The 25817-nt window shown below is 67.1% G+C and carries 23 protein-coding genes; 17 read left to right on the top strand and 6 right to left on the bottom strand.

Features of this window, described 5'->3' with window-relative positions; genetic code table 11:
* The first annotated feature begins 294 nt into the window (after nucleotides 1-294).
* The 7 genes from hpnA (at nucleotide 295) to ASF57_RS06400 (ending at nucleotide 8227) form a co-directional block, all read left to right on the top strand.
* Complete coding sequence (gene hpnA / locus ASF57_RS06430) at nucleotides 295-1320, top strand: hopanoid-associated sugar epimerase (RefSeq protein WP_056481177.1); 1026 nt, start codon at nucleotides 295-297, stop codon at nucleotides 1318-1320.
* On the top strand, nucleotides 1317-2228 hold the full coding sequence (hpnC, locus tag ASF57_RS06425; protein WP_056481175.1) for a squalene synthase HpnC: 912 nt from the start codon (nucleotides 1317-1319) through the stop codon (nucleotides 2226-2228). Before hpnA ends, hpnC begins: the two co-directional genes overlap by 4 nt.
* Nucleotides 2225-3079 (top strand): presqualene diphosphate synthase HpnD, encoded by an 855-nt coding sequence (hpnD, locus tag ASF57_RS06420; protein WP_056481173.1) that lies wholly within the window; start codon nucleotides 2225-2227, stop codon nucleotides 3077-3079. The genes hpnC and hpnD overlap by 4 nt, the downstream gene beginning before the upstream one ends.
* Nucleotides 3079-4383, top strand: a complete 1305-nt coding sequence (hpnE, locus tag ASF57_RS06415; protein WP_056481171.1) for a hydroxysqualene dehydroxylase HpnE — start codon at nucleotides 3079-3081, stop codon at nucleotides 4381-4383. The genes hpnD and hpnE overlap by 1 nt, the downstream gene beginning before the upstream one ends.
* 39 nt (nucleotides 4384-4422) lie before the next feature.
* Nucleotides 4423-6420, top strand: coding sequence for a squalene--hopene cyclase (gene shc / locus ASF57_RS06410; protein WP_056481169.1), 1998 nt, complete (start codon nucleotides 4423-4425; stop codon nucleotides 6418-6420).
* Nucleotides 6421-6758: 338 nt separating this feature from the next.
* Nucleotides 6759-7481 carry a phosphorylase gene (locus ASF57_RS06405; protein WP_056481167.1) on the top strand — a complete coding sequence of 241 codons (723 nt, stop codon included), beginning with the start codon at nucleotides 6759-6761 and terminating at the stop codon, nucleotides 7479-7481.
* Nucleotides 7482-7717: 236 nt separating this feature from the next.
* Complete coding sequence (locus ASF57_RS06400; protein ID WP_056481165.1) at nucleotides 7718-8227, top strand: hypothetical protein; 510 nt, start codon at nucleotides 7718-7720, stop codon at nucleotides 8225-8227.
* Nucleotides 8228-8238: 11 nt separating this feature from the next.
* On the opposite strand, the gene ASF57_RS06395 is transcribed toward ASF57_RS06400, so the two are convergent.
* The 4 genes from ASF57_RS06395 to ASF57_RS06380 form a co-directional block, all read right to left on the bottom strand.
* Complete coding sequence (locus ASF57_RS06395; RefSeq protein WP_056481163.1) at nucleotides 8239-9024, bottom strand: BLUF domain-containing protein; 786 nt, start codon at nucleotides 9022-9024, stop codon at nucleotides 8239-8241.
* Between the two features lie 41 nt (nucleotides 9025-9065).
* Nucleotides 9066-10796 carry an EAL domain-containing protein gene (locus ASF57_RS06390; protein ID WP_056481161.1) on the bottom strand — a complete coding sequence of 577 codons (1731 nt, stop codon included), beginning with the start codon at nucleotides 10794-10796 and terminating at the stop codon, nucleotides 9066-9068.
* Nucleotides 10797-11274: 478 nt separating this feature from the next.
* On the bottom strand, nucleotides 11275-11529 hold the full coding sequence (locus ASF57_RS06385; protein ID WP_056481159.1) for a hypothetical protein: 255 nt from the start codon (nucleotides 11527-11529) through the stop codon (nucleotides 11275-11277).
* Nucleotides 11526-12281, bottom strand: a complete 756-nt coding sequence (locus ASF57_RS06380; protein ID WP_348528120.1) for a Crp/Fnr family transcriptional regulator — start codon at nucleotides 12279-12281, stop codon at nucleotides 11526-11528. Before ASF57_RS06380 ends, ASF57_RS06385 begins: the two co-directional genes overlap by 4 nt.
* Before the next feature lie 500 nt (nucleotides 12282-12781).
* Between ASF57_RS06380 and ASF57_RS06375 the strand changes: the two genes are divergently transcribed.
* The gene (locus ASF57_RS06375; protein ID WP_244476842.1) at nucleotides 12782-13426 is read left to right on the top strand and encodes a Crp/Fnr family transcriptional regulator; all 645 of its coding nucleotides are present in this window, start codon (nucleotides 12782-12784) and stop codon (nucleotides 13424-13426) included.
* 765 nt (nucleotides 13427-14191) lie between these two features.
* Here the strand turns inward: ASF57_RS06375 and ASF57_RS06365 are convergent.
* Together ASF57_RS06365 and ASF57_RS06360 are read right to left on the bottom strand one after the other, a co-directional pair.
* A complete protein-coding gene (locus ASF57_RS06365) occupies nucleotides 14192-14443 on the bottom strand; it encodes a hypothetical protein (RefSeq protein WP_056481153.1) in 252 nt (83 codons plus the stop codon).
* Nucleotides 14444-14522: 79 nt separating this feature from the next.
* Nucleotides 14523-15527 (bottom strand): SDR family oxidoreductase, encoded by a 1005-nt coding sequence (locus ASF57_RS06360; RefSeq protein ID WP_056481151.1) that lies wholly within the window; start codon nucleotides 15525-15527, stop codon nucleotides 14523-14525.
* Between the two features lie 353 nt (nucleotides 15528-15880).
* On the opposite strand from ASF57_RS06360, the gene ASF57_RS06355 reads away from it, so the two are divergent.
* From ASF57_RS06355 to ASF57_RS06315, 9 genes are all read left to right on the top strand, one after another.
* On the top strand, nucleotides 15881-17446 hold the full coding sequence (locus ASF57_RS06355) for an ABC transporter substrate-binding protein (protein ID WP_244476844.1): 1566 nt from the start codon (nucleotides 15881-15883) through the stop codon (nucleotides 17444-17446).
* Between the two features lie 250 nt (nucleotides 17447-17696).
* Entirely contained in the window at nucleotides 17697-18677 is a 981-nt protein-coding gene (locus ASF57_RS06350; RefSeq protein ID WP_056186703.1) for an ABC transporter permease, read from the top strand.
* A 47-nt stretch (nucleotides 18678-18724) separates the two neighbouring features.
* Entirely contained in the window at nucleotides 18725-19648 is a 924-nt protein-coding gene (locus ASF57_RS06345; RefSeq protein ID WP_056186705.1) for an ABC transporter permease, read from the top strand.
* Between the two features lie 10 nt (nucleotides 19649-19658).
* Entirely contained in the window at nucleotides 19659-20642 is a 984-nt protein-coding gene (locus tag ASF57_RS06340; RefSeq protein WP_056481147.1) for an ABC transporter ATP-binding protein, read from the top strand.
* An 11-nt stretch (nucleotides 20643-20653) separates the two neighbouring features.
* Nucleotides 20654-21673 (top strand): oligopeptide/dipeptide ABC transporter ATP-binding protein, encoded by a 1020-nt coding sequence (locus ASF57_RS06335; protein WP_056481187.1) that lies wholly within the window; start codon nucleotides 20654-20656, stop codon nucleotides 21671-21673.
* 39 nt (nucleotides 21674-21712) lie between these two features.
* The gene (locus ASF57_RS06330) at nucleotides 21713-23206 is read left to right on the top strand and encodes an amidase (RefSeq protein ID WP_082503738.1); all 1494 of its coding nucleotides are present in this window, start codon (nucleotides 21713-21715) and stop codon (nucleotides 23204-23206) included.
* 17 nt (nucleotides 23207-23223) lie between these two features.
* On the top strand, nucleotides 23224-24117 hold the full coding sequence (locus tag ASF57_RS06325; protein WP_056481144.1) for a polysaccharide deacetylase family protein: 894 nt from the start codon (nucleotides 23224-23226) through the stop codon (nucleotides 24115-24117).
* Nucleotides 24118-24205: 88 nt separating this feature from the next.
* Complete coding sequence (locus ASF57_RS06320; RefSeq protein ID WP_056481142.1) at nucleotides 24206-24952, top strand: PIG-L deacetylase family protein; 747 nt, start codon at nucleotides 24206-24208, stop codon at nucleotides 24950-24952.
* Nucleotides 24952-25803, top strand: a complete 852-nt coding sequence (locus tag ASF57_RS06315) for a galactosyltransferase-related protein (protein ID WP_056481183.1) — start codon at nucleotides 24952-24954, stop codon at nucleotides 25801-25803. Before ASF57_RS06320 ends, ASF57_RS06315 begins: the two co-directional genes overlap by 1 nt.
* Nucleotides 25804-25817 lie beyond the last annotated feature (14 nt).

The following is a 25817-nucleotide window of genomic DNA, read 5'->3' as shown; positions in this document are numbered from 1 at the left end:
TACCAGGACCACAATGCGCCGGACGCGATGTACGCCGAGGCCGGCCTCGACGCCGCCGGCATCCTCAACACCGTCAAGGCCGCCTTGCCCGAACGGAAGGCCGGGCAGTCGGGTCGCCTGCGCCTCGCCTGATCCGCTGCCGGCGCATGACGGTTGCCCGGGCTTTGCGGCCCGGGTGTGTCTCCGTTGCGCTTGTCCGGCAGCGATTTCGATGACAAAAGCGCGCCATCCATGGGTCCGAAGTTCGCTTCGGGCCCGGCGCTCGCATAAGATCCTCAGACCCTTACGAGAGAAATGCCACAGGCGACCCCTTCCGGCCCGTTCGATGCCGGCCCGGTTCTCATCACGGGCGCGAGCGGTTTCCTGGGAGCGGCCCTGGTCGACGTCTTCCGCAAGGCGGGCTTTCCCGTGCGGATCATGGTGCGGGCCACCTCCCCGCGCACCAACCTGACCTGGAACGACGTCGAAATCGTCGAGGGCGACATGCGCGACCGCGCCGCCGTCGCACGGGCCCTCCAGGGGCAGCGCTATCTTATCCACGCCGCCGCCGATTACCGCCTCTGGGCACCCGATCCGGAAGAGATCGTGGCGACCAACCGCGACGGTGCCGTCATCCTGATGGAAGAGGCTCTGCGCGCCGGCATCGAGCGGATCGTCTATACGTCGAGCGTCGCCACCATCAAGCCGCACGACGATGGCACTCCGGCGGACGAGACCCGGCCCCTGACCCCCGGCACGGCCATCGGCGCCTACAAGCGCAGCAAGGTCGTGTCCGAGCGCGTGGTCGAGGAGATGGCGGCCCGCAACGGCCTGCCCGTGGTCATCGTCAATCCGTCGACCCCGATCGGCCCGCGCGACGTCAAGCCGACCCCGACCGGCCGCATCATCCTCGAAGCCGCGCTCGGCCGGATGCCGGCCTTCGTCGATACCGGGCTGAACCTGGCCCATGTCGACGACGTGGCGGCCGGGCACCTGCTGGCGCTCCGGCACGGTCGGACCGGCGAGCGTTACATCCTCGGCGGAGAGAACGTGCTTCTGTCGCAGATGCTGGCCGACATCGCCGGCATGGTCGGCCGCAAAGCCCCGACCGTGAACCTGCCGCGGGCGGTGGTCTACCCGATCGCCTTCGTCTCCGAGCAGATCGCGCGGTTCACCGGCAAGGCCCCCTTCGCCACCATCGACGGCATCCGGATGTCGCGCTACCGGATGTTCTTCTCCGACGCGAAGGCGCGGGCCGAACTCGGCTACACCGCGCGGCCCTACGCACAGGGCCTGTCCGACGCGATCGCCTGGTTCCGCCAGGAGGGACGCCTGCCATGAGCGCGACGATCCACACCGCCACCGAGGCGCGGACCGGCAAGGGCTATCGCGACGAGAACTTCCCCGTCGCCTCCCACCTGATCCATCCCAAGCATCGCGGTGCGATCCTGGCGTTCTACGACTTCGTCCGCGCCGGCGACGACGTCGCCGATCATACCGGTCTGAATCAGGAGCGGAAGCTCGAACTCCTCGACGCCCTGGCCGACGACCTGACGGGCACCCGTCCGACCGATTCGGCTGCCGAGCCCCTGCGGCGGGAACTGGCGGCGCGCGGGCTTCCCCCGACGCATGCCCTCGAACTTCTCGACGCCTTCCGGCTCGACGCGCGCAAGAACCGCTACGCCGACTGGAACGAGCTGATCGCCTATTGCCGCCTCTCGGCCATGCCGGTCGGCCGCTACGTCCTGGACGTGCATGGCGAAGATCGCAGCGTGGTCTGGGGGCCGTCCGATGCGATCTGCGCCGCCCTTCAGATCATCAACCACCTGCAGGATTGTGGGAAGGATTTTCGCGCCATCGATCGGGTCTATCTGCCGCAGGAGACCCTCGACGCGCATGGCGCCGAGATCTCGGAGCTGTCTGCCGACAAAGCATCGCCGGCGCTCCGGGGCGCGATCCGGGAACTGGCGGAGCGCACCATGGGGCTGCTCGAGGAGGGCGCAGTGCTGCCCGATCTCATCGCCGATCTGCGCCTCAGCCTGGAGATCGCTGCGATCCACCGCCTCGCCGTCGTGCTGTGCCGGGGCCTGATGGAGCGCGACCCTCTGAGCGAGAAGGTGCACCACGGCAAAGCCGCCTTCGCGCTGACCGCGCTCGGCGGCATCGCCACCACCCTCGCGCGTCGTCCCCTCCGCGGCCGAACGCTGCGGGTTCAAGCCGCGAAAGTGGCACGGGAGAGCCGGGCATGAGCGCCACCCTGTCCCCCGCCGCCGAATCCGCGTCTCCTCAGGTCAACGCCCTCCCGGCAAAGTCGTCCTCGTTCTATACGGCGATGCGCCTCCTGCCGCCCGATCGCCGCGCGGCGATGTACGCGGTCTACGCCTTCTGCCGGGCTGTCGACGACGTCGCCGACGACGGCGGGCCCGCGCCCGTCCGCGCCGCCGAACTCGACCGCTGGCGCGCCGAGATCGATGCACTCTATGCCGGCCGCCCGACGCCGCGGGTGCAAGACCTCGTCGTACCCATCCGCCGCTACGGTCTCCTGCGCGAAGACTTCCAGGCGGTGATCGACGGCATGGCGATGGATGCCTTCGAAGACATCATCGCCCCCGACGAGGCGACCCTGGACCTCTATTGCGACCGGGTCGCCAGCGCCGTCGGTCGCCTGTCCGTCCGGATCTTCGGCCTGTCCGAGCAGGAGGGCATCGCGCTTGCCCATCACGAGGGCCGCGCTCTCCAGCTCACCAACATCCTGCGCGACATCGACGAGGACGCTGCGCGCAATCGCCTGTACCTGCCGCGCGAGAAGCTGGCCGCCATCGGCCTCACCGCGCCGACGCCCCAGGCCGCCATCGATCATCCGCGAATCGGCGAGGTCTGCATCGCCGTGGCCGGTGAGGCCGAAGCGCATTACGCCAAGACTTGGGACATCATCGCGAAGTGCCCGCGCAAGGTCACCAAGGCGCCGCGCCTGATGGCGGCGGCCTATCGGCTCTACCTCGACGCTGTCCTGACCCGGGGCTGGGCCAAGCCGCGGGCGCGGGTCAAGCCCGGCAAGCTCGCGCTTCTCGGCGTCGTCCTCCGGCACGGGATCGTCTGATGGTGGGAACGGTCCACGTCGTCGGGGCGGGTCTCGCCGGGCTGTCCGCCGCCGTCTCGCTGGTCGATCGCGGGGCGCGCGTCGTCGTGCACGAGGCGGCCAAGCAAGCTGGCGGCCGCTGCCGCTCGTACTACGATCCGACCCTCGGCCTTACCATCGACAACGGCAACCACCTGCTGCTGTCGGGCAATACCTCGGCGCTCGCCTTCATGCGCACGATCGGCGCCCCGGAGAGTGCCTTGTCCGGGCCGGACGAAGCGGCGTTTCCCTTCGCCGACCTGAAGACCGGCGAGCGTTGGACCTTGCGCCCCAATGCCGGCCGGGTGCCGTGGTGGGTGCTTCAGGCCTCCCGTCGGGTGCCCGGCACCGCAGCGCGCGACTACCTAGCGCCTCTCGGTATCCTGAAGGCAGCGGCCGGCAAGGCGCCGGGCCAGGGTGGCACCATCGGCGAGAGCATGACCTGCGAAGGCACGCTCTACGATCGGCTGTGGCACCCCGTCCTGCTCGCGGCCCTGAACACCGACCCGAAGGAAAGTGACACCGGTCTTGCGGCCACCATCCTGCGCGAGACGCTGGGCGCCGGCGGCAAGGCGTGCCGGCCCCTCGTTGCAGTCGGTGGCCTGTCGGCCGCCTTCGTCGATCCTGCCATCGATTATCTCACCCGGCGGGGGACGGAGTTGCGCTTCGGGCACCGCCTGCGCAGCCTTGTCCTCGGCGCCGGCCGCATCGACGGCCTCGTCTTCAGCGACGAAACCATCACCCTGGCACCGGAGGATGCGGTCGTCGTCGCGCTGCCGCCGTGGGTCGCGTGCGACCTGCTGCCGGGCCTGCCGGCCCCGCAGAGCCACCGTTCGATCGTGAACGCCCATTTTGCTGTGGTCCCGCCGCCGGGTGCGCCGTTAATTCTGGGTGTGGTGAACGGTATTACGGAGTGGCTGTTTGCTTATCCGGATCGTCTGTCCGTGACCATCAGCGGAGCGGATCGTCTCTTGGATGTGCCGCGCGAGGATTTGGGACGTCAGATCTGGTCGGAGATCGTAACTTTGACCGGACTTGCACCCGAACTGCCAAGCTGGCAGATCGTCAAGGAGAAGCGGGCGACCTTCGCGGCAACGCCCGCCGAGGCCGCGCGGCGTTCCGGCGCCGTGACGGCTCATGAAAATCTCGTCCTGGCAGGCGACTGGACCGCGACCGGCCTGCCATCGACGATCGAGGGAGCCATCCGTTCAGGAACGACCGCCGCGCTGGCCCTCGCCAAGAGGACAGACACGTGCGGACAAGCACGAGCGCGCGGCGCGGCGTGAGATAAGGCGGCCGCCTGGGCGGCCTGTGAGGCGAGGACGATGCGGGACGCATACAGGAAGGTCGAGGCGCTGCAGCGCCCGAAAACCCAGGAGATCTCCCTCGAGGACGTCGATCGTGGCGTCGTGCGTGCGACCCAGGCCCTGACGGCGCTGTCGCACGAGGACGGCCATCTGTGCTTCGAGCTCGAAGCCGATGCGACCATTCCGTCCGAATACATCATGTTCCACCAGTTCCGCGCCACCGAGATCGCGCCCGAGCTGGAAAACAAGATCGGCAATTACCTGCGCCGCACGCAGGGTAAGCATGGCGGCTGGGCCCTGGTCCATGATGGGCCGTTCGACATGAGCGCCAGCGTGAAGGCCTATTTCGCCCTCAAGATGAGTGGCGACTCGATCGAGGCGCCCCATATGCGCCGCGCCCGCGAGGCCATCCTGTCCCGCGGCGGCGCCGCGAATTCCAACGTCTTCACCCGGTTCCTGCTCGCGCTTTACGGCGAGGTGCCCTGGCGTGCCGTGCCGGTGATGCCCGTCGAGATCATGCACCTGCCGAAGTGGTTCCCCTTCCACCTCGACAAGGTCTCCTACTGGGCCCGCTGCGTCATCGTGCCGATGCTGGTGATTCAGGCGAAGAAGCCGCGCGCCCGCAACCCGCGCGGAATCGGCATTCCGGAGCTGTTCGTCGCTCCGCCTGAGACCGTCCGCACCTGGCCCGGGAGCCCGCACGCGACCTGGCCGTGGACGCCGATCTTCGGGGCCATCGACCGGATGCTCCAGGTCACACAGGACTACTTCCCCAAGAAGCGCCGGGCGCGCGCGATGGACAAGGCCGTGGCCTGGGTCAGCGAGCGCCTGAACGGCGACGACGGTCTCGGCGCAATCTTCCCCGCCATGGTCAACACCGTGCTGATGTACGAAGTGCTCGGCTACCCGGCGGACCATCCGCAAGTGCGGATCGCCTGCGAGGCGATCGAGAAGCTCGTCGTTGTCAAGGAGCATGAGGCCTACGTCCAGCCCTGCCTATCCCCGGTCTGGGATACGGCGCTGGCTGGCCACGCGCTGCTGGAAGCCGGCGGCCCGGATGCCGAACATCAGGCCCGGCGAGGCCTCGACTGGCTGAAGCCGCTCCAGGTCCTCGACATCAAGGGCGACTGGGCGGCCGGTCGGCCGAACGTGCGTCCCGGCGGCTGGGCTTTCCAATACGCGAACCCGCACTTTCCGGACCTCGACGACACCGCCGTCGTCGTCATGGCGATGGATCGCGCCACGCGCCAGCACGGCCTCGTCGCCGATGTCCCGGATTACGGCAACGCCATCGCCCGCGCGCGCGAGTGGGTCGAGGGTCTTCAGTCGAGCGACGGCGGCTGGGCTGCCTTCGACGCGGACAACAACCACCATTACCTCAACCACATCCCATTCTCGGATCACGGCGCCCTGCTCGATCCGCCGACGGCCGACGTCACCGCCCGCGTCGTCTCGATGCTGGCCCAGCTTGGCGAGACTCGGGAAAGCTCGAAGGCCCTCGATCGCGGCGTCACCTACCTGCTGAACGACCAGGAAGAGGACGGCTCCTGGTATGGCCGCTGGGGCATGAACTTCATCTACGGAACATGGTCCGTGCTGTGCGCGCTCAACGCCGCCGGCGTCGATCCGGCTGCGCCGGAGATCCGCAAGGCGGTCGCCTGGCTGATCCGCATCCAGAACCCGGACGGCGGTTGGGGCGAGGACGCCTCGTCCTACAAGATCGACCCTGCTTTCGAGCCCGGCTACTCCACCGCCTCGCAGACGGCCTGGTCGCTGCTCGCCCTGATGGCAGCGGGCGAAGCCGATGACCCGGCGGTGACGCGTGGCATCAACTATCTGACCCGCACTCAGGGCGCGGACGGCTTCTGGTCCGAGGAGCGCTACACCGCAACCGGCTTCCCGCGCGTGTTTTACCTGCGCTATCACGGCTACCCGAAGTTCTTCCCCCTCTGGGCTATGGCCCGCTACCGGAACCTCCAGCGCAGCAACACCCGCAAGGTCGCCTTCGGGATGTGATGGGCGCAGCGATGGGTCGGACGGCGTGCCCGTTGGGCAGGGGCTTGATCCTGCGAAACGGGTGAGTCTCCCGCTGTATCGCGCCCTCCCCTACCGACGGTCGCACTCTCCTCCAAGGCGGACCTCAAGCCTGTCCGAAATCTATTGAGCTTGTGCAAAGTGAACCGCGCTCTGCTTTGCAGAGCGCGGAGGGGTGAGTTCCCGCGACTCACAGAGGGGTGAGGGAGCGATAAGCATCGAACGGGATGCGGGAATCGGATCGCCGGCCTCGCCGGATCCATCCGGCATCCGAAGGCGTCGAGCGATGAACGCCAAGGCAACACAGGTCGGGTGACGGCATGGTTTCAAACTCCGCATCCGGCGCACAGCCCGTACTCGCCGTGACCGGGCTGGCCAAGGAGGCGCGCCTCGCCTCAGGCGACGACGTTGTCGCCATCGGTGCGGGCGGGAATCCCGAACGCCTGCGTCGCATGCTGGCGGATCGTCTATCCCCGGAATGCCGCGCGGTCGTCAGCATCGGTATCGCTGGTGGTCTCGATCCCGACCTGGAGCCGGGCGACGTCCTGATTGCGAGCGCCATCGTCACCGCCGAGGCACGCTACCCGGCCGATCCTGCCATCGTGGCCGCCTGGGAACGGGCCCTTGCGGGAATTGGCGTATCGGTCCGCACCGCTGCCATCGCCGGGGTGGATGCCGCCGTGCTCAGCGTCGCGGCGAAAGCCTCGCTTCGGACTGCGACCGCCTGCGCCGCGGTCGACATGGAATCGCACGCGGCAGCGGCCTTCGCGCAGGCGCACGGGTTGCCGTTCGCGGCTCTCCGGGTCGTTTGCGACCCGGCCGAGCGGGCGATCCCGGCCTTCGCCGCCACGGCCCTGAAGCCGAACGGTGAGCCCGATATCCTCGCCGTTCTCGGCGCCGTCGCGCGCCAGCCCGGCCAAGTCGGTGCCCTGATCCGGCTCGCCCGCGATTCCGGACGTGCCTTCCGGAGCCTCAAGCACTGCCGCACCCGCCTCGGCACCGCCCTCGGGGTCCCGGACGGCACGCGTCTTGTCCCGCGATAGACACAGGACCTGCGAAGAGAACCAGCTGTCGCACGTCTGGGAGGGGGCTGCCCTTGCCGGGGTAGGCTGGGAGACAATTCGTCGGCTGGCTTTCGCACCGAAGACAAGGTCGGCAAAAGCCGTTCGCTGATCGGTCGGGCTCACGGTGCGTCAAATCACAGGGGCGGCTTCTCACCGAACATTAACCGGATCCGCGCCATCAGGAGGATGGGATAAGGTCCCGCCAGGGCCAGGACATGACGTCGATCTCCGCACAGGCCGGGACATTTCCGCCATCGCCGCGCCTTCGTGCACACGAGGACATCGCGGCGCGGACGGCAGCCGGCACCCTCAGCAGCGCCGATCAGACCGCCCTGAACACCGCGGTCGACTCGATCGATGCCGCGCTGACGCAGGGCATCGGCAGTGGCCCTGAGGCGGCGCGCCTGGACCCGTCCGGCCTGCGAACGCGCATCGATGACCTGATCGGCCGGCAAGTCGAGAGCGGAGCGCTCACCGGCGACCAAGCCCGAACCCTGAACTCGGTCCTGCGGGGCGACCCCGACCCGTCCCAAACGGATGGGGCGCCTCGGGTGGCATCGGAATCCGCAACGGTCGGTCCGTCCGGCCAGAGCACCGGTGATCTGCTCGCCACTTTCGTGAAGCAGTTGCAGGTCCGGCAGGACCAGGGGGCGTCCTACGGTGCCACTGGTGCCCGCACGGTCTCGGCTGCGGCCGGCGCATTGCTGATGAACTTCAAGGTGTAGCGGCCGCCCGGTCAGGCGGCGCGGGTCGCCGCATCCTGATCGGGCGCGGGGCCCCGGCGGACCGCCTCGGCTTCCCGGCACAAAGCGGCGGCGAGGCTGCGGGCTCGCTCGACCCACAGGTCGCGCTCCCGACAAAGCGACTCGCACCGATTCTGCGCCTGTGCCTCAGCGATGCGCGCGTCGTCGAGTGCACCGCGCAGCTCAGTGGTTCGGCGACGCTCCTCGGCAAGGGCCTGACGCAGCACCGCCAGGGCGGAAGCGTCCCGCTCGACGACCCCCCTCTCGAGCGGCGCATGCAGGTCAGGCCGAAGCTCGGAAACCTCGGCGCGGACCCGGTCGGCGTCGAAGGCCGGGGCGGGCGAAGTCAGTCCCTCCTCCTCCAGGACCAGACCGTGCAGCATCCGGAAGATCGCATCGCCGTCGAGCCGTGACAGGTCGAACCCGCTCTCGCGCCCGAGGTCGCTCCATAGCGCCTCCCCCGCCGTGGCTCGCCCGACATAGGCCATCGACCAGTCGGCAAAGCCGCGGGCCTCGGTCGGCCCGCATTCGAGGACGGTGACGTCGCCGTGCCGCTCGTCGCGCTGGATTCGCTCGAAGGTGCGCTCGACATCCTGGCGCGGCCCCTCCAGCACCTGCGCGAACGCGCCGCCGTTGAACATCAGGGCGCCGGTCACTCCGGCCGCGGCGTTGTTCCGCTGCGACGCGGCGAGGATCTGGCTGACGGCGGCGTTCGCTTCGGCCTCCGGCACGGCCAACAGGTTCTTGCTGGCATAGACGAGTCGATAGAGCTGGGTCATGGCGGATTTCCGAAAGCGGGAGAGCGTCGTGGTTCGAGGCCCTACGCGTGGGCAAGGCCGTGCTGACCCCGGCTCGCGAAGAACGTGAGCAGGGCCTCGGCGGGGATCGGTCGGCTGACGAGGTAGCCCTGGACATCGGTGCAGCCCTCGGCCCGGATGCGTCGCATCTGGTCCTCGGTCTCGACCCCTTCGGCCACGGTCGTCATCCCGAGGCTACGCCCGAGCCCCGCGATGGCGCGGATCACCGCATCGCCGTCCGGCTTGCGGGTGATGTCGGCCACGAAGGAGCGGTCGATCTTGATCTTGTCGAACGGGAACGACCGCAGGTAGCTCAGCGACGAGTAGCCGGTGCCGAAATCATCCATCGAGACGCGGATTCCCAGGGCGCGGAGGCGATGCAGGATGCGCAGCGTGCGCGCGTTCTCCTGCAGCAGGACGCCCTCGGTGATCTCGATCTCCAGGCGCTCGGCCGGCAGGCCCGAGCTCGCCAGGGCCGAGACGATCACCTCCACGAGCCGGTCGCCCTTGAACTGCGCCGGCGACACATTCACCGCGACGGTGATCGGTGCCGGCCAGGTTGCCGCGTCGCGACAGGCTTGGCGGATCACCCATTCACCGATGGGAACGATCAGGCCGATTTCCTCGGCGAGCGGGATGAAATCCGCCGGCGAAACGGTACCCCGCTCCGGGTGCTGCCAGCGCAGCAGCGCTTCGCAGCCGGTCAGGCGGTCACTGCCGAGATTCATCTGCGGCTGGTAATGCAGCGTGAACTCCCGCCGCCCCAGAGCTTGGCGCATGTCGAGTTCGAGGCGACGGCGGGCCTGCATGCGCGCATCCATTTCCGCCTCGAAGAAACGGAAAGTCCCGCGCCCCTCGAGCTTGGCCCGATAGAGAGCGAGGTCGGCGCATTTGAGGAGGCGGTCGGCATCCATCCCGTCCTCCGGAGCCAGAGCGACACCGACGCTGGCGCCGATGGTCAGAAGGTGACCCTCGACCATGTAGGTGCGGCCGACGAGATCGACGATCCGTCGGGCCAGGGCGCGCGTCTCCTCGACGTTCGCGGGAGCGCTCTGGACCACGACGAACTCGTCGCCGCCAATGCGCGCGACGGTGTCACCGGGTCGAAGGGTGGCGCTGAGCCGGTCGCCGACCTTCGCCAGCAGGGCGTCACCGATGGCGTGGCCGAGGGTGTCGTTGACGGGCTTGAAGCGGTCGAGATCGACCAGCAGCACGGCGCAGCTGGCGGCGGAGGCGCCAACTCGCGCCAGCGCCTCCTCAAGGCGCTCGCGCAGATGGCGCCGGTTCGGCAGGCCGGTCAGCGGATCGAGGCGGGCATGGCTGCTGGCCGCAGCCTCGGCGGCACGGCGGGTGGTGACGTCCTCGAGGGTGACGGTCCAACGCGTGGCGGCGGCATTCCCGCAACCGACCGGATGCAATCGAATGTCCACCGTCATCGCCGGACGTGCGACCTCGAAGGCGACCGGCTCGTGGCGTTCGAAGGCCTGCCGTACCTGCGCGAAGAGAGCACGCGGATGAAGGGCGAGGAGGCGGCACAGGGTGCGAAGGGCCGACCGGGCAGTGGGATCGGTGGAGAGATCGAACGCGGTGAGAATATCGCGGGCCGGGTCCGTGCAGAGGATCACTCGCCCACCCTCGAACAGCAGAAATCCCTGTCGGACCACGTCGAGATAAGAGGCAAGGACGGCGGCTTCGGAGCGGCAAGGCGCAGGGCCCGGCGAAGAAAAGGCCGTGAGACTCGAAACCGAACGCATGGTCGTGATGCTCCATCGGCCTACGCACAGCATGTCCGCGAGCCATGGATGCCACCGAGAAGTAAACGATCAGTTTTCGAATATTACGATAAAGATGTTTTGAGATCGAAATCAGCGATTGAAAAATGTTTCAATTGTTGTTTTGATCAGTACGACGCGTTCATCTACAAGAATTCATGCTGAAACGTATTCAAGCGATGCCTTGACCGAACTTAAGCTATTATGGAAAACGAATGATAATACTTGAACCACGACGATACAAGGAGTTTTGAGCGTGGTCTCGCCGACACAATCGGGGGGTAAGGCATCGGCGAGACCCCGGTCACACCCATGAAGGGGTAACGGGAATGATCGTGACGCAGACCCGCGGATGATGCATTCACACACATCAATCGTCTTCGCGATGTCTGCTCAGAAAACGTCTGGGGCTTGCAGGAAGACCTCTCAGGTCTTGCCGTCACGGCGCGACGGAGTGCAGTCAGTACGAGGGATCGACATCCGCCAGCTGTCGGGCAATCCAGGCCTGCGCCTCTCGGAGGTCGGCGAAGATGGGCGCGTGCGGATCCTCGACGCGTCCGAACCCCGCCTCCAGGAACCAGTGACCCGCATGGGAATCATGCTCGCTGGAGAGCTGGACCAGTACGGCAACGAGACGGCCGTCCTCGAAAACCAGACGGCTTTCGCGGTCGTTGCTGCCCGTCGCAATCTGCACGGGCTGAAGTTTCAGGGTCATGCTGCGGCCCGCGTTCCCAGGTGCAGGTACTTGGCATCGAATTCGGCGATCGACTTCAGTCGCTGACGGTCGAGAATCCTCAGGGTCCTCCCCTTGAGTTCAATCACGCCCTGGCGCCTGAGTTCCTGAAGCGACCGATTCACGTGCACGTTCGACAGGCCGACCGTGTCGGCCAGGTCGAGCTGCGTCACGGGAAACTCGTAGGTGTCCTCGCTCGCAAATCCCACGACCTGCAACCGGAGCAGCAGTTCGCAGAACAGGTGAGCGATGCGTTCGATCGCCGACCGGCACCCGACATTGACCAGCCACTCGCGCAAGGTCGCCTCATCGACCAGGGTGGACATCCGCAACGAGCGCGCAATGGCCGGATGCTCCTCCATCAGGCGCTTCACCACGTCGAGGGGAACGCGCACCACGCGGCAGGCGGACAGGGTGGTGATGGTGTGGTCCATCCGCGAGAGCAGCGCCACATCGAGGTCACAGGCGTCGCCCGGCACCAGATAGGCGGTGATCTGCCGAGCGCCGTTCGCCCGATGCTTCTGCCGGCAGGCAATGCCTTCCATGATGAGGATGACGCCATCCGGTGCGTCGCCCTCCCGGATCAGGTCGACGCGGGGCCCGATCAGATGGCCGCTGGCACTGACGCTCGTGAGGATGGCTCGGTCCTGATCCGAGAGGGGACCGAACCCTTCGAGCTTCCGGATCAACGGGTTCATGGCGTCGAGAGGCGGGGTCGAGGAATGTGATGACAAGACGGTGTCCGTAATCTTGGCAACGGGTGTCGGATTTCGCTTACGCGAGTCCCGAGGTGCGGCGATCAGCGGCTGAGCGGTTGCCCTGCGATCCGGGACGAAAACGGGCGGAGCGAAGCCCCAGGCGATCGCCGCCGATACAAGGCGCGTCGTCGATCCAGAGAGTCCAGGTCACGGTCTTCCATGCCACGCACGTGCAGATAGGTCGCCCACAATCAATCTCGTTCTAACTCGCGGAACGAGCGGTTGTAAGCACCGCCAACGCATTTGTATGATTTCAAACACTTAACCTATGTTTATCAGATTATCCAAGATCGTTTTCATGCGCCGATTGGAAGATCACCATCTTTCATTGATCTAATGTTGATCTTTGGATATGGCCGCGCAGTGGAGGGTGGGGCTCTGTTCTCTTCCCCAGGAGAGCAGGACTCGGGCCTATACGAATGCAAATCTTACCTCGTAACCGTCTGTTGCGAATGCTCTCGGTGGGCGACTGGACGTTGCTGCAGCCGCGGCTGCGTCCGGCCGCGTTGACGGTTCGTCAAGTCCTGGTCCATCCCGACACGGCGCCCGATCGGGTCTACTTCGTGGAATCGGGACTGATTTCGATCATCATGCAGATCGGATCGACCCGGCTCGAAGTGGGGATGATCGGACCGGAGGGCCTCATCGGAGCCTCGACCCTGATGCTGGGTGCGGAGACGTCGCCCTACGAGCATATCGTTCAGATTGCAGGGTCAGCACTGGCGATCGAGGTGGCGGACATGGCCGCAGCGATCGCGGAAGGGCCCGGCCTGCGCAAGCCAGTGCTACGCTTTCTCGAGGCCGAACTGTTCCAGGCCCGGCAGACCGCCTTCGTCAATGCCAGTTTCGGCATCGAGGCGCGGCTCGCCCGCTGGCTGCTGATGTGCCACGACCGCGTCGACGGCGACGAACTCCTCCTGACGCACGAGGTGCTGGCGGTGATGCTGGGCGTACAGCGCCCCGGAGTGACTCTGGCAGTCCAGAATCTCGAAGGCGCTGGGTCGATCCGCGCTCGTCGCGGCCGCATCACCATCCTGGATCGGACTCAGTTGCGTGTCGCGGCGGGCGAAAGCTACGGGGTTGCCGAAGCGACCTACGAGCGCCTGTTCGCCAAAGCCTAGAGTTTGTCAGGGATCACTGGAAACCGGTTATCCCGGCACGGCAAACGAGAACAAAAGTCTCGCGGGGCCGCCCCGCCTTCCCGTCCGCAGCGACCGGACGTTCAGCGCTGTCGATCCCGAAATCCGTCGAACTGCCCGAAATCCGTCGAACTGCCCGAAATCCGTCGAACTGACGGTGAGGAGACGTCCGTGGGATAAGAGCAACGTTAGAATTCGAACGCCCGGGATGCGAGACTGCGAGCGGCCCGTCAGCCAGACGCTCCGTCAAGCATCCCACGCCTCGTTTGATCCGCAGTGACCGTCGGCGTGTCAGGTGTCGTCGGCCGCGGCCTGCATCGATGCGGTCGGCTCGGCATCTGCCAGAGAGGGAACGTAGGCGCACCAAGCGCACTGGCCGTTCGTCGTCCCACGGGGCGTATTGGCTTGAGAGCAGAGCGGACAGACCGTGAGCAGAAGGCGTCCGTCCCGGAGGGTCGCGAGACCGCGCCCGCGAAAAGTGATCTCGCTATCCTGTGAAATGATGTCGGTCTCAACCGTCCTGAATGGTTTCGCGAAGGCGATCGAGCGATGAACAGCGTCTAGGTTCATGCCAAGCTCGCGCGTTGCCGTGTCGGGCGAACACACGATGCTGCACCGCCGAGATAACCCTATCGCAATGCCACAGGGGAACGGCACGATCCAGTGCCATTCCCCTGTCGCAATCGAATTTCATTCGGCAAGCCCTCGAAGCGCCACGAGGACTGGGACCAGTACCCCCCAGCGCCCTCAGGCCGACGGCTCGGCGAGACGCGCACGATGGCGATCGAGTGCGGCGCGTAACTGGGGCAGGAATACCGAACGGTTGTCCCACCGCGTCACCGCTGCCTGGAGCCGGTCCAGGGCTCCGATCTGCGCGCTCAGCCCCTGAGCCTGCGCGAGATAAGCCCAGATCGCGTCCTCGGCCTCGCCGACATCGACGGGTTGCTCCGCCAGCATAAGGCTTTGAAAGCGTTGCAGCGTGTGCTCAAGATCGGCCATCAGCGAGATCCCCCGTGGATGCATCCCGACACGGCGGCCCCACTGGCCCGAGGGCGGAGGGGGTTCGGCTCGCAGGCGCTCACGGTCGACGCCCCGCGCCGAGCAGGCTCGCGGCCGCGAGCCCGACGCCCGCCACCACCGCTGCCGTGGTCAGCGGATGAAGGGCGGAGCGGGTGTAGAAGCTGCGCCGCATCACGTAGCCCGGATGATCGCCGGCGACGCGCCCGCCGAGGCCCGCCTCGTAGAGCGCGCCGCCCCGGTCGCGGGCGGGTTCGTCGCGCTGCTGCTGCGCCGTCATCGTCCGTGCGATACGATCGAAGGCGCGCGGCGCCATGCGCTTCGACGCGCTCATCACCCGTCCGCCGCCGCCGATATAGATGTCGCGTTGGGGATGCACGGCCGCGTGCACGATGGCGTTGGCCACCTCCTCGGTGCGGTAGATCGGCGGCGGCAGTTTCGGCTCGTGGTCGGTGTAGTTGCGCGCATTCTGGGGAAACGGTGTGTCGATCGAGGCCGGCTTGATCAGCGTGACCGCCACGGGCGCGCCCTCTTCCTCCAACTCGATGCGCAGGGCATCGGTGAAGCCTTTGATCGCGTGCTTGCTGGCGCAGTACATGCCCTGCAACGGGAAGGCGATGTCGGAGGCGACGCTGCCGAGGTTGATCAGCACGCCGCCCGAGCGCTTGAGGTGCGGCAGGGCCACCAGCGAACCGTAGACCAACCCCCAGAAATTGGTCTGGAACAGGCGCTGGTGATCGGCATCGCTGACCTCTTCCAGGCGCCCGAAGATCGACAGGCCGGCATCGTTGACCCAGGTGTCGATGCGCCCGAAGCGCTGGATCGCCCGGTCGGCCACGGCCTGAACCTGCGCGCGCTCGCCCACATCCGCCACCACGTGGGTCGCTTCGCCGCCCGCCGCTTCGATCTCGCGCGCGATTTCCGCCAGGACGTCGCCGTTGCGGGCGGTGAGCACCACCTTGGCGCCGGCCGCTGCGGCCATCCGGGCCGTGGAGAGGCCGATGCCGCTCGAAGCGCCGGTGATGACGATGACTTGCTGGTCGAGGGGCTTACGGGTGGCGAACATGCGGCCGGTCTCCTGAAAGCGTCGGTTCGATCGGGACTGCCGGTTCAACCGGTGCAGACCTCGCCGTGTTCAGCCGTTCCCACGAGGCCGTCGGCCCTGCGGTATCCGGCTGGCGATGCGGGACTTGACCGTTTCGTGGCTATTGACCGATTTTTGGGCATCACTGCGCGAATCAGATAGGCGCTGCCGGGCGTGAAATCCGCGGCGGCGTATCGGAGTGGATTGAATTCGAAAGACCGTTCGAGGTTGGCCCGATCCGTGCCAAGGTGCTCACGCCAGCGTGGGAAGTCGGCTTGAAAAGGATGCCTGCCTTGTTGAAGTCCACCGTGAAAGCGTTCGTGTCGGCAACCGCCTTGGCGGGGTGTCTCGGCCTCGGAACCGTCGCTCCGGCCGAGGCCGCCAACGTTTTCCGCTTTGCCTTCCAGGGCGACATCAAGTCCCTCGACCCCTACTCGCTGAAAGAAAGCTTCACCATCGGGATGCATGGTGCGGTCTTCGACTCGCTCATCACCCGCGACAAGGACCTCAAGCTGGCGCCAATGCTGGCGGAATCGTGGGAGAATCCGGAGCCGACGCGCTGGCGCTTCCACCTGCGCAAGGGTGTGAAGTTCCACGACGGTTCAGACTTCACCGCCGACGACGTGATCTTCTCGGCCACGCGCGTACGGGCGCCGGGCTCGAACTTCACCACCAACGTGCCGTCGGACGCCGAGTGGGTGAAGATCGACGACCACACCGTCGACATGAAACTCAAGAGCCCCAACCCGATCGCCCTGTACCAGTTCTCGACCTGGTACATCATGTCGAAATCCTGGGCCGAGAAGAACGGCGCCGTCGCCCCGACTCTGCCGAGCGCCACCTCCACCAGCTACGCCGCCCTGCATGAGAACGGCACCGGGCCGTTCATCATCACCGAGCACCAGCCCGGCGTGCGGACGGTGTTCAAGAAGAACCCGAACTACTGGGGCAAGATCGAGTCGAACCTCGACGAGGCGGTCTTCACCACCATCCAGAACGACGCCACGCGCGTCGCGGCCCTGATCTCCGGCGAGGTCGACTGGATCGACCCGGTGCCGCTGCAGGACGCGCAGCGGGTCAATGGCAGCGGCACCGCGACGGTGATGGCCGGCCCCGAACTGCGCACCATCTTCCTCGGCATGGACCAGTCCCGCGACGAGCTGAAGGACTCGAACGTCAAGGGCAAGAACCCGTTCAAGGACGTGCGCGTGCGCGAGGCCTTCTACCGGGCCATCGACGAGGAGACCATCGCCAAGCGCGTCATGCGGGGCCAAGCGGCGCCCTCCGCCCTGCTGATCGCACCGGTGCTGTTTCCGCGCGCCTCCGAGTTCAAGCGGCCCGACTACGATCCGAAGCGCGCCAAGCAGCTCCTGACCGAAGCCGGCTATCCGGACGGCTTCTCGCTCGGCATGGATTGCCCCAACGACCGCTACGTCAACGACGAGGCGATCTGCCAAGCGGTGGTCTCGATGCTGGCCCGGGTCGGCGTCAAGGTGAACCTCAACGCGCAGCCGAAGGCAAAATACTTCGCCAAGGTGCTGGCACCGGCCTACGACACCTCCTTCTACCTCGTCGGCTGGACCCCCTCCTCCCAGGATTCGCACAACATCCTGTTCGAGATCGCCGGTTGCCGGAACGGCTCCAAGCCGGGCCGCGGCAATTGGAACCTCGGCAATTACTGCAACCCGAAAGTCGATGCCCTCGCGGATTCCGTCGAGGCCGAGACCGACCAGACCAAGCGCAATGCCGAGATCAAGGAGGGCTTCGACACCATCCAGGCCGATTGGGGCTTCATTCCCCTGCACCAGCAGGCGCTCGCCTGGGGCGTTTCCAAGAAGGTCACCCTCACGGCGCGGCCTGACAACATGCTGATGCTGTACTGGGTCTCGAAGCAGCCGTGATCATTTTGGCGGTGCGGGTTCCGAACGCGTCCCCCTCCCCCTTGTGGGGTGGGGCTAGGGGTGGGGGTGGCTCCGCTCGCCTCAGTCGGCGGAGGGTCACCCAACCACCCCCATCACCTCCCCACGAGCGCGACGGATCTCGGGCAGGCCCGAGTTCCGCTCGGGAAGAGGGCCGCGTCGAGGATCAAGGTGTGTCCGGGTCATACGCGAACGAACATCAACCTTTCGGTGACGCGCGAGGCACCCACCGATGATCGCCTTCATCCTCCAGCGCCTGCTCCAGTCGATCGCGGTGCTGTTCGCGGTGGGCCTGATCGCCTTCTCGATGTTCCGCTTCGCGGGCGATCCCGTGAACCAGATCGTCGGCGTCGACACGCCCTATGCCGAGCGCGTCGCCATCCGGAAGGATCTCGGGCTCGACGATCCGGTGGCGGTGCAGTTCCTGCGCTACGCCGGCAACGTCGTGCGCGGCGAGTTCGGCACCTCATACCAGTTCCGCCAGCCGGTCTCGGCGCTGCTGGCCGAACGCATGCCCGCCACCCTGGAACTCGCCCTCTGCGCCACTCTGTTCGCCCTGACGGTCGGCATTCTGATGGGGGTGTACTGCGCCCTTCGGCGGGACACGTGGCTCGCCAAGGTCTTCCTCGCCATCTCGCTGATCGGCATCAGCCTGCCGACCTTCCTCATCGGCATCCTGCTGATCTTCCTGTTTTCGGTGACCCTCGGCTGGCTGCCCTCGTTCGGGCGCGGCGACACCGTGCGCCTTGGGTGGTGGACGACCGGATTTCTCACCGGCTCGGGGCTACGCGCCCTGATCCTGCCCTCCGTCACCCTCGGGCTGTTCCAGATGACCCTGATCATGCGGCTGGTGCGGGCCGAGATGCTGGAGGTGCTGCGCACGGACTACATCCGCTTCGCCCGGGCGCGGGGGCTCACCACCCGCTCGATCCATCTCGGCCATGCCCTGAAGAACACCCTGGTGCCGGTCATCACCATCGCGGGCCTGCAACTCGGCTCGGTCATCGCCTTCTCGATCATCACCGAGACGGTGTTCCAGTGGCCCGGCATGGGCCTGCTCTTCGTCCAGGCCGTGCAGAACGTCGATATCCCCATCATGGCGGCCTACCTGCTGCTGGTCGCCGCCATCTTCGTCGTCATCAACCTTGTGGTGGACGTGCTCTACACCATCGTCGATCCCCGCCTGCGCCTCTCCACCGGACGGGCCACATGAGCGTATCCGTGCAGGAAACCGCACGGGAAGCTCCCGTCACGCCGCCGATGCCGGCGAAGCGCTCCACCTGGGCCCGCTTCCTCGATTCCGACGTCTATGCGAGCTTCCGCCGGTCGAAGCTGGCGATGGGCGCCTTCGCGGTCACGCTGGTCTTCGTCGTGCTGGCGGTGGCGGCGCCCTGGATCTCGCCGCAGAATCCGTACGATCCGGCCGAACTCGAGTTGATCAACTCGAACCTGCCGCCGCTCTGGTACGCCGACGGGGTCGCGCCCTTCACCCTCGGTACCGACGACCAGGGCCGGGACGTCCTTTCGGCGGTGTTCTACGGCCTCCGGCTCTCCCTCATCGTGGGGCTGCTCGGGGTCGTGGTGTCTGGATTCCTCGGCATCGTGCTCGGACTGGTGGCGGGCTATTTCGGCGGCTTCGTCGACACCCTGATCATGCGGATCGCCGACGTACAGCTGACCTTCCCGGCCATCCTCATCGCGCTGGTGGTCGACGGCGTCGCCAAGGCGGCGCTGGGAAGCCAGATGGACACCGATGCCGCCATCGGCCTGATCGTGCTGTCGATCGGTCTGTCGTTCTGGGTGCAGTACGCCCGCACCGTCCGCTCCTCCGTGCTGGTGGAGAAGAACAAGGACTATGTCCAGGCCGGGCGCCTGATCGGCCTGTCCTCGCCGGTGATCATGGTCCGGCATGTCCTGCCGAACGTGCTCGGCCCGGTCTTCGTCATCGCCACCATCAATCTCGCCCTCGCCATCATCACCGAGGCGACCCTGTCCTTCCTCGGCACCGGCCTGCCGGACTCGATGCCGTCCCTCGGCACCCTGATCCGGACCGGCAACCGCTTTCTGTTCTCCGGCGAGTGGTGGATCGTCGCCTTCCCGGGCCTCGCGCTCGCCGGCCTCGTCCTGGCGATCAACCTGCTGGGCGACTGGCTGCGCGATGCCCTGAACCCGAAGCTGCAATGATCGCAACGCCATGACAGAGCCCGTCCTTTCGGTTCGCAACCTGCGCGTCGCCTTCGCGGGTCGGCGCGGCACGCTCACCGCCATCGACGACGTCTCGTTCGACATTGCGCCGGGTGAAATCCTCGGCGTGGTCGGCGAGTCAGGCGCCGGTAAGTCGGTCACCGGCTCCGCCGTCATCGGTCTCATCGATCCGCCCGGCGGCATCGTCGGCGGTCAGGTGCTGCTCAAGGGGGAACGCATCGACAACCTGTCGCCGGAGGCCATGCGGCGCATTCGGGGCCGGCGCATCGGCATGATCTTCCAAGACCCCCTCACCAGCCTCAATCCGCTCTATCGGGTCGGCCGGCAGATCGTGGAAACGATCCGCACCCATACCGACCTCTCCGAGAAGGCGGCCCGGCAGCGCGCCATCGATCTCCTGGCCGAGGTCGGCATCCCGGCCCCGGAGCGGCGCATCGACGGCTACCCGCACGAATTCTCCGGCGGCATGCGCCAGCGCGTGGTGATCGCCCTGGCGCTCGCCGCCGAGCCGGAATTGATCATCGCCGACGAGCCGACCACGGCCCTCGACGTCTCGGTCCAGGCCCAGATCATCGCGCTCCTGAAGCGCCTCGGCAGCGAGCGCGGCACCGCCGTGATGCTGGTGACCCACGACATGGGCGTGATCGCGGAAGCCGCCGACCGGGTGGCGGTGATGTATTCCGGGCGCATCGCGGAAATCGGCCCCGTCCGCGATGTCGTGCAGAACCCGCTTCATCCCTACGCCAAGGGCCTGATGGGGGCGATCCCGACGCTGGCTCAAGACACCGACCGCCTCGCCCAGATCCCGGGATCGATGCCGCGCCTCTCCAACATTCCGCCGGGCTGCGCCTTCAATCCGCGCTGTCCCTCCGTCTTCGGACGCTGCCGTGTCGAGCGACCCGATCCGATCCCGGTTGGCGCGCACCGGGTGGCCTGCCACCTCTACGACCGATCGGAGGCCTCCGCCGCATGAACGCGCCCGTCATGCCCCTGCCCCAGCCCGACACCCGCCCCGGCGATGCGCCTTACGTCGTGATCGAAGGCCTGCGCCGCACGTTCGACGTATCTCGCCCCTGGCTCAACCGGGTCATCGAGCGTCAGCCCCGGCAGATCCTGCGCGCCGTCGACGGCGTGAGCTTCGCCATTCGCCGCGGCCAGACCTTCGCGCTCGTCGGCGAGTCGGGCTCGGGAAAATCGACGGTCGCCCGCATGGTGGTGGGCCTGCTGCCGCCGAGCGCCGGCGATGTGCGGATCACCGGCGTGTCGATGACCGATCCGCGCGAGGCCGCGGCCCGGCGCCGGCTGCGCCGCCGAATCCAGATGATCTTCCAAGACCCTTACGCGTCCATGAACCCGCGTTGGCGGGTGCGGAACATCATCGCCGAACCGATCCGGGCCTTCAATCTCCTGCAGGGCGACGTCGCCATCGGGCGCCGGGTCGGCGAACTCCTCGGCCTCGTCGGCCTGCACCCCGACGACGGGGTCAAATACCCGCACGAGTTCTCCGGCGGCCAGCGCCAGCGCATTGCCATCGCGCGGGCGCTCGCCTCGGAAGCCGAGTTCCTGGTGGGCGACGAGCCGACCTCGGCCCTGGACGTCTCGGTCCAGGCTCAGATTCTCAACCTGATGCGCGACCTGCAGGACCGCCTCGGGCTGACCTATCTGTTCATCAGCCATAACCTCGCCGTCGTTCGCCACATGGCGAACCGGATCGGGGTGATGTATCTCGGGCGGGTGGTCGAGATCGCAGACGGACGGGAACTCTTCCGTGCTCCGAAACACCCCTACACGCGCATGCTGCTCGATTCGGTGCCGGATATCGGCCTCACCGGGCGCAAGCGCATCCCCGTCTCCGGCGAGATCCCGAACCCGATCGACCCCCCGACGGGCTGCGCCTTCAACCCGCGCTGCCCCTTCGCAAACGAGCGCTGCCGCACCGAGGTCCCGACCCTGGTCGAGGGTGTGGCCTGCCACGCCTTTCAGGAGCGGCGGTTGCCGGCCTGACGGCCGGTTTTCCGCGCGGGCGCGTTCCAGAGCCAGAGCATGAGCACAGACCCATCGATCGCCGTGGCCAAAACGGCGGCTCTCACGGCTTCGGACCACGACATCCTCAGCCTCGGCGCCGTCGACCTCTCGGCCGCGATCCACGCCCGGCGCATCTCCTGCGTCGAGGTCATGTCCGCCTGTCTCGACCAGATCGACCGGGTGAACCCGACCGTCAACGCCATCGTGGCCCTGCGCGACCGGGCCGACCTGATGGCCGCCGCCGAAGAGCGCGACGTGCAAGCCGCGCGCGGCGAATTCCTCGGGCCGCTGCACGGGTTTCCCCACGCGGTGAAGGACATCGATGCGGTGAAGGGCCTGCCCTTCACGCAAGGGTCGCCGATTTTCCGCGACCGGATCGCGGCGGCGGATTCGATCATGGTCAAGCGCCTGCGCAAGGCCGGCGCGATCTTCACCGGCCGAACCAACATGCCGGAATTCGGTCTTGGCTCGCAGACCTTCAACCCGGTCTACGGCGCCACCCGCAACGCCTACGATCCGACCAAGACTTCGGGGGGCTCAAGCGGCGGCGCGGCGGTGGCGGTAGCGCTCCACATGCAGCCGGTCGCCGATGGCAGCGATCATGCCGGATCGCTGCGCAACCCGCCCGCCTTCAACAACCTGTTCGGCCTGCGCACCGGCTACGGCCGCATCCCGATCGAGACCAAGGACGCCTTCACGGCGGGACTCGGCGTCTCGGGCGGAATTGGGCGCTCGCCCGCGGATCTCGGCCTGCTGCTTTCCGTCCAGGCCGGCTACGACGCGCGGGTGCCGTACTCGAATACGCAGGACCCCGCGATCTTCGCCGACGATCTGAAGCGGGACTTCACCGGCGCCCGCATCGCCTGGTTCGACGATCTCGGCGGCTACCTGCCCTTCGAAGCGGGCGTGCTCGACCTCGACCGCAGTGCGCTGTCGGCCTTCGAGGCGCTTGGCGCCAAGGTGGAGTGGGACCGCCCACGCTTCGATATGGCCAAGGTCTGGCGCGATTGGCTCACCCTGCGTGCCTGGATGACCGCTTCCAACCTGCGACCCCTCTACGACGAGCCGGCCTATCGCGATTTGCTCAAGCCGGAGGCGGTCTGGGAGGTCGAGCGCGGCTTGGCGCTCTCCGCCGATCAGGTCACCGCCGCGCAGGAGGGCCGCACCGCCTGGTACGAGGCCGTGCGCCGATTCCAGGAGCGCTATGACTTCCTCCTCATGCCCTCGGCCCAGGTGTTCCCCTTCGACATCGAAGAACGCTGGCCCAAGACCGTCGGCGGCCGGACCATGGACACCTACCATCGCTGGATGGAGGTGACGATTCCTGTGACCATGAGCGGCCTGCCGGCCCTCAACGTGCCGGCCGGCTTCGACCCGGCCGGGCGCCCCTCAGGCATCCAGATCGTCGGCCCCAACAACGGCGAGCGTGCCTGCCTGCAGCTCGGGGCCGCCTACGACGCCGCCACGAACTGGGTGTCGATGCGCAGACCTGCGCTGCTGGACCTCTCCTGATCCGTTCGAGATTCCCCATGACCGACAACGCCCGGCCGCATCACGGCCGCTACGCCTACAGCGCTCTGCCCAACCGGCCGGTCTACGACTGGCCGGGGGGCAAGCGTCTGGCGGTTTACCTGGCCCTCAATCTGGAGGGGTTCGATTTCGGAGGCGGCCTCGGCGCTGAACTGGCGCCCGGCGGTCCGCAGCCGGACGTGCTCAATTATGCCTGGCGCGACTGGGGCAATCGCATCGGGGCTTGGCGCATCAAGGACACCCTCGATGGGCTCGGGATGCCGGCGAGCGTCCTCGTCAACAGTCGCCTCTACGCCGATTGCCCCGGGCTGATCGAGGCCTTCCGGGCGCGCGGCGACGAGATCGTCGGCCACGGCCGCACCAATGCCGAGCGCCAGGGCGACCGCGTCGAGGCCGACGAACGCGCCCTCATCACCGAGGCCACCGCCATCCTCACCGCTCAGGAAGGCCATGCCCCCAGGGGCTGGCTCGGTCCCTGGATCTCGCAGAGCCGGTTCACCCCGGATCTCCTCGCGGAAGCCGGCTACCGCTACCTCCTCGACTGGTGCCACGACGATCAGCCGACCTGGTTCGCGACCCGCAACGGCGGCCGCATCCTGGCGGTGCCCTACCCCCAGGAACTCAACGACATCCCCGCTATCGTCGCGCGCAAGGAGACCGGCCAGCAATTCGCCGACGCCCTCGTCGAGGCCTTCGACGAGATGCTGGAGCAGTCGCGCACCGCCCCCCTCGTCATGGGCATCGCGCTCCATCCCTACATCGTCGGCCAGCCGCACCGTCTGCGTCCCCTGCGCCGGGCGCTCGCCCATATCGCAGCGCGGCGCGAGGAGATCTGGTTGACCACCGCCGGCGGCATCGCTGTCTTCTCCGAAGACAGCGGAACGGCCCTGTGAAGAGTCGCTGGACGGGTCCGTTCAGCCACCGATCAGGCTGGCGCCGCTAAGGGGACGGCTCACGCTGTCGCCGACCTTGAGCCACCCGATGCATGCCGATGCCTTCCTCGCCGCCGCCGAGCGCCTGCCGGTTGCGGATCTTGACGCTCTGATCGGCGGCAAGGGCCTCGTCGTGGTGGCTCCCCATCCGGACGACGAGAGCCTCGGCTGCGGTGGCATCATCGCCGAGGCTCGCGCTCGGGGACGCGACGTGCGGATTGTCATCGTCAGCGACGGCTGCGGCTCGCATACGCACTCGGCACTGTATTCCCCCGAAAAACTGCGTGACCTCCGCGAAACGGAGTTGGTCGACGCAGCTGGTCTACTGGGCGTTCCAGCGGAAGCCGTGACCTTCCTGCGCCTGCCCGATGCCGGCGTCCCAAGCACGGGTCCGATGGCAGAAGACGCCGCCGAGCGGATCGCCGCGATCGCCCACGACGCCGATGCCGGCGCCGTCTGCGTCACCTGGGGGCACGATCCCCATTGCGACCATCAGGCCTCCGCAGCCCTCGTCCGACTCGCCCGGCCAGCGCTCGGCCCGATCCGGATTTTCGCTTATCCGGTATGGGGTTGGACCCTTCCTGAAGGAACCGAAGTCGGCCCCGGCCCGACCGGTTTCCGGGTCGATGTCACAGTCCACCGCGCCGCCAAGACGTCCGCAATCGGCGCTCACCGCTCCCAAACCACCGATCTCATCGCCGACGATCCCACCGGGTTTCGCCTCGAACCCGAGATGATCGCGCGTTTCACTGGTCCCTACGAGATCTTTGTCGCCATGGACGGCCTCACCCCGTGATCGCCGGCACCACCCTCATCACCCTGAACAAGGGTCGCGACGCCCATCTCGCCCGCCTTCTCGAAGGCGTTGCCCGGGGCCCTCACCCTGAGGCCTGCATTGTCGTCGAAATGGGCGCCGAGCCCCCGCCCCTGCCTGATTACGGCTTCCCAATTCGCCGCATCGTCTTGAACAGTCCAGGCCTGCCGCTGGCTCGGGCACGCAATGCTGGACGGCAGGCCGCTGCGACCGGCAACCTGATCTTCCTCGACGTCGACTGCATCCCCTCGGCGGATCTCGTCCCGCGGCTGAGCGCTGATCTGGGCGAGGCTGATGGCCTAATCTGTTGTGAAATCCGATACTTACCGGCTGGATCGGTCATGGATGGCTGGACCGAGGTCGGACTGCGGGCGGCGGGCCATCCTCATCCCGTCCGACACTTTCCAGCCCACGGAATGGCACGCAGCGACAATCCCGGATTGTTCTGGTCGCTCGCCTTTGGGGTCCGGACGGCCACTTTCGATCGCCTGAACGGCTTCGACGAGGGTTTCGACGGCTACGGCGCTGAAGATACGGATCTTGCTTTTCGCGCCGATGCTCTGGGTATTCCGGTGCTGTTCAGCGCCAGCGGACAAGCCTTTCACCAGCACCACGGCGCCTGCGATCCACCCCTCCAGTATTTTGCCGACATTATCCGCAACGCGTCGCGCTTCCGAGCGCGGCACGGGCTCTGGCCGATGGATGGCTGGCTCGATAGCTTCGCAGGCTGCGGCCTGATTAACCCCGATTGGCGCAATGCCATCACAGTCCTGCGCCTGCCAACAGCGGACGAGATTGTCGCCGCGCGCGTTGCGTACGACCAGCCTTTCTGAGTCATCGATCCTCG

Source organism: Methylobacterium sp. Leaf117 (genome assembly GCF_001422985.1).
Taxonomy (GTDB): Bacteria; Pseudomonadota; Alphaproteobacteria; order Rhizobiales; family Beijerinckiaceae; genus Methylobacterium.
Note: the sequence above shows the minus strand (reverse complement) of the source record. Positions and strands in the feature narration are given on the sequence as shown.

Excerpts from the sequence above, each read along its gene's own strand:
- hpnA (WP_056481177.1), top strand. The coding sequence starts at position 295 with ATGCCACAGGCGACCCCTTCCGGCCCGTTCGATGCCGGCCCGGTTCTC.
- hpnC (WP_056481175.1), top strand. The coding sequence starts at position 1,317 with ATGAGCGCGACGATCCACACCGCCACCGAGGCGCGGACCGGCAAGGGC.
- hpnD (WP_056481173.1), top strand. The coding sequence starts at position 2,225 with ATGAGCGCCACCCTGTCCCCCGCCGCCGAATCCGCGTCTCCTCAGGTC.
- hpnE (WP_056481171.1), top strand. The coding sequence starts at position 3,079 with ATGGTGGGAACGGTCCACGTCGTCGGGGCGGGTCTCGCCGGGCTGTCC.
- shc (WP_056481169.1), top strand. The coding sequence starts at position 4,423 with ATGCGGGACGCATACAGGAAGGTCGAGGCGCTGCAGCGCCCGAAAACC.
- ASF57_RS06405 (WP_056481167.1), top strand. The coding sequence starts at position 6,759 with ATGGTTTCAAACTCCGCATCCGGCGCACAGCCCGTACTCGCCGTGACC.
- ASF57_RS06400 (WP_056481165.1), top strand. The coding sequence starts at position 7,718 with ATGACGTCGATCTCCGCACAGGCCGGGACATTTCCGCCATCGCCGCGC.
- ASF57_RS06395 (WP_056481163.1), bottom strand. The coding sequence starts at position 9,024 with ATGACCCAGCTCTATCGACTCGTCTATGCCAGCAAGAACCTGTTGGCC.
- ASF57_RS06390 (WP_056481161.1), bottom strand. The coding sequence starts at position 10,796 with ATGCGTTCGGTTTCGAGTCTCACGGCCTTTTCTTCGCCGGGCCCTGCG.
- ASF57_RS06385 (WP_056481159.1), bottom strand. The coding sequence starts at position 11,529 with ATGACCCTGAAACTTCAGCCCGTGCAGATTGCGACGGGCAGCAACGAC.
- ASF57_RS06365 (WP_056481153.1), bottom strand. The coding sequence starts at position 14,443 with ATGGCCGATCTTGAGCACACGCTGCAACGCTTTCAAAGCCTTATGCTG.
- ASF57_RS06360 (WP_056481151.1), bottom strand. The coding sequence starts at position 15,527 with ATGTTCGCCACCCGTAAGCCCCTCGACCAGCAAGTCATCGTCATCACC.
- ASF57_RS06350 (WP_056186703.1), top strand. The coding sequence starts at position 17,697 with ATGATCGCCTTCATCCTCCAGCGCCTGCTCCAGTCGATCGCGGTGCTG.
- ASF57_RS06345 (WP_056186705.1), top strand. The coding sequence starts at position 18,725 with ATGCCGGCGAAGCGCTCCACCTGGGCCCGCTTCCTCGATTCCGACGTC.
- ASF57_RS06340 (WP_056481147.1), top strand. The coding sequence starts at position 19,659 with ATGACAGAGCCCGTCCTTTCGGTTCGCAACCTGCGCGTCGCCTTCGCG.
- ASF57_RS06335 (WP_056481187.1), top strand. The coding sequence starts at position 20,654 with ATGCCCCTGCCCCAGCCCGACACCCGCCCCGGCGATGCGCCTTACGTC.
- ASF57_RS06330 (WP_082503738.1), top strand. The coding sequence starts at position 21,713 with ATGAGCACAGACCCATCGATCGCCGTGGCCAAAACGGCGGCTCTCACG.
- ASF57_RS06325 (WP_056481144.1), top strand. The coding sequence starts at position 23,224 with ATGACCGACAACGCCCGGCCGCATCACGGCCGCTACGCCTACAGCGCT.
- ASF57_RS06320 (WP_056481142.1), top strand. The coding sequence starts at position 24,206 with ATGCATGCCGATGCCTTCCTCGCCGCCGCCGAGCGCCTGCCGGTTGCG.